4 protein-coding genes are annotated in these 7,324 nt (G+C 59.9%); all 4 read right to left on the bottom strand.

From position 1 onward, the window contains the following. Positions 1-15: 15 nt before the first annotated feature. Entirely contained in the window at positions 16-1,110 is a 1,095-nt protein-coding gene (locus tag B3P22_RS07875; RefSeq protein ID WP_296270599.1) for a WD40/YVTN/BNR-like repeat-containing protein, read from the bottom strand. A gap of 198 nt (positions 1,111-1,308) precedes the next feature. After that, positions 1,309-2,679 carry a DUF1329 domain-containing protein gene (locus B3P22_RS07880; RefSeq protein WP_296270600.1) on the bottom strand — a complete coding sequence of 457 codons (1,371 nt, stop codon included), beginning with the start codon at positions 2,677-2,679 and terminating at the stop codon, positions 1,309-1,311. A 68-nt stretch (positions 2,680-2,747) separates the two neighbouring features. Continuing rightward, positions 2,748-4,718: a DUF1302 domain-containing protein gene (locus tag B3P22_RS07885; RefSeq protein ID WP_280087215.1), complete on the bottom strand. Its 1,971-nt coding sequence runs from the start codon at positions 4,716-4,718 to the stop codon at positions 2,748-2,750. A 473-nt stretch (positions 4,719-5,191) separates the two neighbouring features. Beyond that, positions 5,192-7,324, bottom strand: a 2,133-nt coding sequence (gene pepN, locus B3P22_RS07890; RefSeq protein ID WP_296270601.1) for an aminopeptidase N, incomplete at its 5' end; no start/stop codon positions are given.

Here is a 7,324-nt window from a genome sequence, read left to right on the forward strand (position 1 = left end):
AAGGCTCCCGGCTTGTTATTGTTGGCCCAGATCGGCGCCGGTCGAAGCGGCGAGGTGAACGCCGCCCTGCCCCACCAGGATCAGGTTGCCGTTATCCAGTGCAGTTACCCCGGCCAGCGAAAGGCGGTCGGGACGATTGATCAGGCTGAACGTCTGGCCGTGATCCGTGCTGCGCAGCACCGTACCGCCATGCCCCACCACCGCGACGCTACCATCGCCGAGCAGCGTGCCATCGGCGAGACCGAATTCCAGCGGACCATTGTTCGGTGTGTTGAGGGAGATCTGCTGCCAGCTGTCACCGAAATCGGTGGAGCGGAACAGGTGGCCGCGCAGGCCGTAAACCAGCAGCGTGCCGGCTTCGTCGGTGCCCAGCGCGCCGAACAGCGAGCCCTCGTAGGGTTTGTCTTCGACGGTCTCCCAGGTTTCGCCCCAGTCGCGCGAACGGAACATGCCACCCAGCTCGCCGACAACGAACAGCCCGGCGCCCTTCACCGCGGTGATGGCGTTGAGGTGATAGGCGTCTTCGTTGTCGAGACGGTCGCTGACGTCTTCCCAGTTCTGGCCACCGTCGGTGGTTTCCAGCAGCACGCCATAGGCGCCCACGGCGTAACCGGTCTGAAGATCCTTGAACCAGACATCCAGCAGCGGCGCTTCGAGCTCAAGATCTTCGTACTGTTTAGTCCAGGTCAGGCCGCCATCGGCCGTCGTGAGAACCTGCGCATCATGACCGACCACCCAGCCATGCTGAGCATCGACGAAGAACAGCGAAGTCAGCATCTGCCGCGTAGGCACCTTGGCCTGCTGCCAGCTTTGTCCCTGATCGTTGGAATAGAGAATGTGGCCACGGTCGCCCACGGCAACCAGGCGCTCACCGGTGTTGACCACATCGAGCAGCAGGCTATGCACGGCCTTGGGCGACTCGATGGCGTAACCGGCGTCAGCCGCAGCCGAGGTCTCGGCCTGCAAGGGTGCGGCAGCGAAAGCCAGAATGGAAAGCACACTGCACAGCGAGAGCGCTTTAGCCAGCGGTGAATGGACACGGAGCGCCGATTTGCGCGCCAGGTTGGGCGCCAGACCGGACTGGGTGCGCCGCATGACGGGCTCACTCATATACCTTCCCCCTTTCTTGTTATAGGCGGTACTGCTGATTAGCAGGCCGCTCATCCTAGCGAGCTTCGGAAAGCCCTGACAATTGGCGCGACGTTATGTTTTGTTAAGGCAGAACCCGCGTTATAGAAGCCTATTCGCCAAGCTGATACGAAAAGGCCGCTACTACTGTAGCGGCCTTGGCGCGAGACTACACAACTATTATCGGGTGCCGCGGCGACGCAGGGCGGCCGGCTTGAAATAGCCGTCGTCCGGCACTGCCTGGGTGAAGTCGATGGTGTTGCTCTCTTCGTTATCCAGGTTCTGCACGTGGTAACGACGCGCCTGCAGATCGTGGAACACATCGAGTGCAGACCAGGTGGTCGGCAGGTCGTAGTAGTTCTTCAGGTAGGCGATGGACACGCGCCACAGCTCACCACGACCGTCGTACTGATCCACTACCGCAGCCTGCCAGCTGTCCTCATCGAGGAACAGGGTACGCTTGGAGTAGATATGGCGGGCGCCGGATTTCAGCGTGCCCTCGACGACCCAAACGCGGTGCAGCTCGTTGCGGGTCAGCGCCGGATTGAGGTGACCGACCTGCAGCAGATCCTTGTACTTAACGTCAGGGCTGGTGACCTGGTAGTTGTTGTACGGGATGTAGATTTCCTTCTTGCCGATCAGCTTCCAGTCATAGCGATCCGGGGCACCGTTGAACATGTCGGTGTCATCGGCGGTACGCAGGCCATCGGCGGCGGCAATCGGGGTGTCGTAGGCCAGGTTGGGCGCACGACGCACACGGCGCTGGCCGGCGTTGTAACCCCAGGCCTGACGCGGTTCCTTCACCTGATCGAGGGTTTCATGAACCAGGGTCGCGCCACCGGCCAGACGTGCCGGGCTGGTGGTGAACGACAGGTAATAGAACATGATGTTGTTCAGATCGGCGAACGAGCCGTTCTGCAGGTAGTACTTGAACAGCGCTTCCTGCTGCGAGGTCACCAGCGAATAGGCGCCATTGCGCTGCACGGCCACTTCCGAGGCACGGCGCACGATGTAGGTGCCACGGTAACGGGCGATGTGGTTCCACAGCGCCTCGACACCGCTCTGCGGAATCGGGAACGGAATACCGCCGTAAGCGTCGATAAAGCCGTTACCACCATCGGCCAGCTTGGCGCTGGTGGCGTTCTTGATGGTGTTGTCATAGACCCACTGCGGCGCGGAGCCGGAGCGGCGGGTCTGGTAGACCGGCATCTGATAGGTTTCCGGGTAAGCCTTGAACATGGCGATCTGACCCGGCGTCAGATTGGCCTCGTACTGGCTCAGGTTGGCCGCGGTGATGGTGAACAGCGGCTTGTCTTCCGGGAACGGATTGACGTGGTGCTGGCCCGAACGGGTGTAGCCAGCCGGCGCCTGGGTGATGCCGCCGGTCCAGGCCGGAATGGTGCCGGCAGCGTTGCCGGCTTTTTCGGCGCCGAAGGGGGTCAGGGTATCGCCGAGCTTGGCGGCTTCCTGCGGGGAAACGGCAGCCAGCGCGGAGCTGGCGGAAAATGCCAGCGCAACGGCTACGGCCATCAGCCTGTGCTTGTTCAGCATGGGTAATTCTCCATGAAGAGTCGTGACGGGCGCCCGCAAGCGCCCGGCGTTCTTTCCGATTTTGGTTATTAGAAGGAGTACTTGACGTTGACGCCGATATTGTCGCGATCGCGCGCACCGTTGTTCTGGCCAGCGCCATAGAACTCGGTGTACTGAATCTCGGCTTCCAGGCTGTTCAGGTAGCTAGCGCGCATACCGACGGTGTACGCCTTACGACCTTCGATGAAGTTGCCGGTCTGGTGCGAGTTGCCTTCGAAGTCGTGCTTGAACACGGCGAAGGGCGACAGGTTCACGCCAGCGTAAACGTCGTTCCAGGTGCCGGAGAGCACCAGGGTATAGCCGTAAGCGTTCTTGTTGATCTGGTCGTCGCGATCGTAGCCGGAGACGTAGGACCCGTTCGCACGGCCAGAGTAGTAACGCGTATTACCCTGGAAGTCCGTGTACTTGAGGCTGCTGCCGCGAATGTGTTCGGAGCCGAGCTCCGCCACACCAAACAAGGAGTCGAATCCGAGCGTCGGGCCGAAGTTATAGATGGTGCCCAAGGAGGTATTGAACGCTTCTACGCGCTCGTAGTTGCTCAAACGACGGTTGCCCAAACTTACCGTTTGGCCACCGACCTGAACCTGCTGTCCCAGAGCGATCTGCGGTGCTTGCTGAAGTACCTGCCCAAGAAGGTCGTTGGTAGTCGCGATACCGATTGGCAGGTTGGGACGATAGGAAAATTCGCCGAATACCGACGCATTGCCCACGGTGGTGTTGAAGCTCAGACCCATCATTCGAATGTCTTCAGCGTACTGACGGCTTGCCTGGATCTGATTAGCTACGTCAACCGAGACCAAGCCACCGGCAATTTGCTGCGCAAGTGCAGCATCACCGCCGGCCGCCCCTTGTACCGGAGTGCTACCGACCAGCGCACCAAACTGTACAGGCGTTAGCCCAGCGTAAGAGTCATCGAGCTGAGCATAGATGGATGGCTCTTTCGCGTGGTAATTCACGAAGTAGAAGCCAAACTCTGTCGAGTTGAGCTCTTCGGCGATATAGCGGAATGCAACGCCAAATTGCCCATCATTCTTGGCGTTAAGGTCGCTCTTGATAGAGGCGACCTTGAAAGCGTCAGACGTGGCAAATGAACTCCCATTCAGCCCATAAGCAGGGTTCAATACGGAGGCTTGATAAAGCGAAAGACCACCGAACAGCGGGTTCGGTGTCAGGGCCCCAGCTAGCGCACCACTTTCGTTATAAGCGGTATGGCCGCCATCAGCGAACAAGTCGGTCTCCGAGAAATAGGTACCGACCGGATCGATAGCAGACTCTTTCCAGTTGAACTGGTAGAACGCTTCCATCGACAAGTTATCGGTCAAACCGATGTTGAAGCTCAAAGCCTCGACCGGCACCAATACTTCTTTCACTTCGGAGCCTGGAAGGCGGAACTTGGCAGCATCGACCGGGTTGGTGGTGTTCACCCCACCACGGTAGTACAAACCTTCACCCCAGTTGAATACCTGCTTACCGAAACGACCGGAGACCGGCATGTTGGCCACGTCCCAGTTGCCATAGACGTAGGCGTCAAGAATCTGCGCATCGCGACCTGCCTTGTGGCGGGTTTCGCGAGTGAAGCTGTTATCCCGCGGATAGCTTTGGCTGGGCTGAGCCGGCGTGTTGGCGTCGTAATAGTCGTTGCGCTTATCCATGATCTGGGTGTCATAGAACGCAGTACCACGGATAAAGACGCCGTAGTTACGGTAAGACGCCTCGAGATCCGAGGTAATTTTGAACACTTCGGAAACCAGGCCGGTATCGAAATTACGGTTGCCGTCGTTGATGTTGATATCGTTGTTGGTCTTGTCCTGCCCCTGTACGCGCCACAGCTGGCCGTAGGAGATGGTGGTGTCAATGGAACCGGTGATTTCGTTATCGGCGAAGCTGAACTCCACCGCTTGAGCCTGGGCGGCGACCAGCAACGGCAGAACGCCTGCGAACGCAAAGCCGGCCTTGGCCGGGGCAAAACGTAGAACGGGCTTGCGGGACTTAATTTCCATCGAGACTCACTCCGTGGACAGATCATTCTTTTGGGCGATCCCGTAGCCGGGTCGCGAATTGCCGTACTGACGACGGCTTGTGTTTTTATTTTGTAGCGACATGTTCCAACGACCAGCGAGAGCTTGCACGCGGTCAAGTCCTGCTCAGTACTGCAACCATGGTGCCAATTCAAACAGTTGTATCAGCGCAAACAGCCGTGGGAGAGCCGCTGGGTGGTTTCTTTTCGTGACTGATCAGCCACTGACCAAAAGACGAGAAAAAGTGGCGCACTTTGTCCTACGATCCGACGATTTATGCCAATCCCCCCCTGCTATGCATGGGTTAGCGGCTAAAAATAACGTCTCATTGTCAAGCACCGACACTCGAATTTAAGTGTACAAACACATAACCAGCGGCCCGCATATTTCGTTGGGTAACAAAAAAGTGTTACCAGCCATAGGCCGGTAACACTTCCTGTAAAGCCAAAACCGTCTTACGCCAGGCTTTTACTCACCACTTCATAGACATCACTGGAAAGCTCGCCGGAAGCGAGGATGCGCTCCAGCTCGGCCTTCATCAGTGCCTGACGCGCCGAACCGTACTTGCGCCAGCGGGTCAGCGGAGCCAGCAGACGCGAAGCGATCTGCGGGTTGAGGGCATTGAGGGTGATCACCTGGTCGGCAAGAAAGCGGTAGCCCGCCCCGTCCGCGCGGTGAAAGTTGATCAGGTTCTGATTGGCAAAAGCACCGATCAGCGCGCGCACCTTGTTCGGGTTCTTCAGGGTGAAGGCTTCGTGCTGCATCAGTGCATGCACACGCTCCAGACCACCCGGCAGCGGGCAACCAGCCTGCACGCTGAACCACTGATCCATGACCAGCGCGTTGTCCTTGAAGAACTCGGCGAAGGACGCCAGCGCTTGGCTGCGCTCAACCTCGAACGGGGAGTTGACCAGCACCGCCAGCGCCGCCAGGCGCTCGGTCATGTTGTCGGCGCTGTCGAACTGGTCGACGCAGGCCGCCAGCACCTCGGGCTTCTCGCTGAGCATCAGATAGGACAACGCGATGTTCTGCAGGCTGCGGCGAGCGAAGTGCGCGGCCTCGGCCACGTAAGGGGTGGCCTTGGAGACTTCACGATTGGCTTGGTAGCGCGCCCACAGCGGGGCGAACAGCGCGGAAGCCAGCTCCTTGCGGGCGAATTCGCGCGCGGCGTGGATGGCCTCGACATCTGCGACCTCGCTGATCTCGGTCAGGTAGGCCTCGCCCGGCAGCGAGAGCATCTCGGCGACCATGGCCTGATCCAGCGACTCGTCTTCAAGCAGGGTACGCAGCGCGGCGACCAGGCGCTGATCCAGCACCAGGGCTTCGCCACGCTGGTGCTGGCCAATCAGCTCCTGCAGCACTTGTACAGAAAGCTGCTGGCCGGCCTCCCAGCGGTTGAAGCCATCACTGTCGTGCTGCATGAGGAACATCAGTTGGTCACGGCTGTAGGGGAAGTGCAGCTTGACCGGCGCACTGAAGCCGCGCAGCAAGGAGGGCAGTGGCTTCTCGGCGACGCCTTCGAAGGTGAAGGTCTGCTCGGCTTCAGTCACCGACAAAACACGACTGGTGCCCTGTGCGGCGCTTTCGCCCAGCAGGCGCAGCGGCAGCTCATTGCCTTGAGCATCGAGCAGGCCGAGCGCAACCGGAATCACGAACGACAGCTTCTCGCTCTGCCCCGGTGTGGCCGGGCAGCTCTGTCGGAAGGTCAGGCTGTAGGTCTGCGCGGCGGCGTCATAAGCTTCGCTGACCTCCAGGCGCGGCGTGCCGGCCTGGGTGTACCAGCGCTTGAACTGGGTCAGATCGATACCGCTGGCATCCTCCATGGCCTTGACGAAATCGTCGCAGGTCACGGCCTGGCCGTCGTGGCGCTCGAAGTACAGATCCGAGCCCTTGCGGAACAACTGCGGCCCGAGCAGGGTGTGTATCATCCGCAGCACTTCGGCACCCTTCTCGTAGATGGTCAGGGTGTAGAAGTTGGAGATTTCCATGTACGCGTCCGGGCGCACCGGGTGGGCCATGGGGCCGGCGTCTTCGGCGAACTGGTGGGTGCGCAGGTAGGCCACGTCTTCGATACGCTTGACCACGCGCGAGTGGGTATCGGCGGAGAACTCGCTGTCGCGGAACACAGTGAAGCCTTCCTTGAGCGACAGCTGGAACCAGTCGCGACAGGTCACGCGGTTGCCCGACCAGTTGTGGAAGTATTCATGCGCTACCACCGCCTCGACGCGCTGGTGCGCAGCATCGGTGGCGGTCTCAGCCTTGGCCAGCACGCAGCTGGAGTTGAAGATGTTGAGGCCCTTGTTCTCCATGGCGCCCATGTTGAAGTCGTTGACCGCCACGATCATGAAGATGTCCAGGTCGTACTCACGGCCGTAGACCTCCTCGTCCCATTTCATCGAGCGCTTGAGGCTGTCCATGGCGTGCTGCACCTTGTCGATGTTCTCCGGCTCGACATAAATGCGCAGCGCCACTTCGCGGTTGCTCATGGTGGTGAAGCTGTCCTCCACGCACCAGAGGTCACCGGCGACCAGGGCGAACAGGTAGGCCGGTTTCTTGAACGGGTCTTCCCAGGTGGCCCAATGACGACC

Origin of the sequence: Pseudomonas sp. UBA6323, from assembly GCF_002439135.1 — a bacterium.
Lineage (GTDB): Bacteria > Pseudomonadota > Gammaproteobacteria > Pseudomonadales > Pseudomonadaceae > Aquipseudomonas.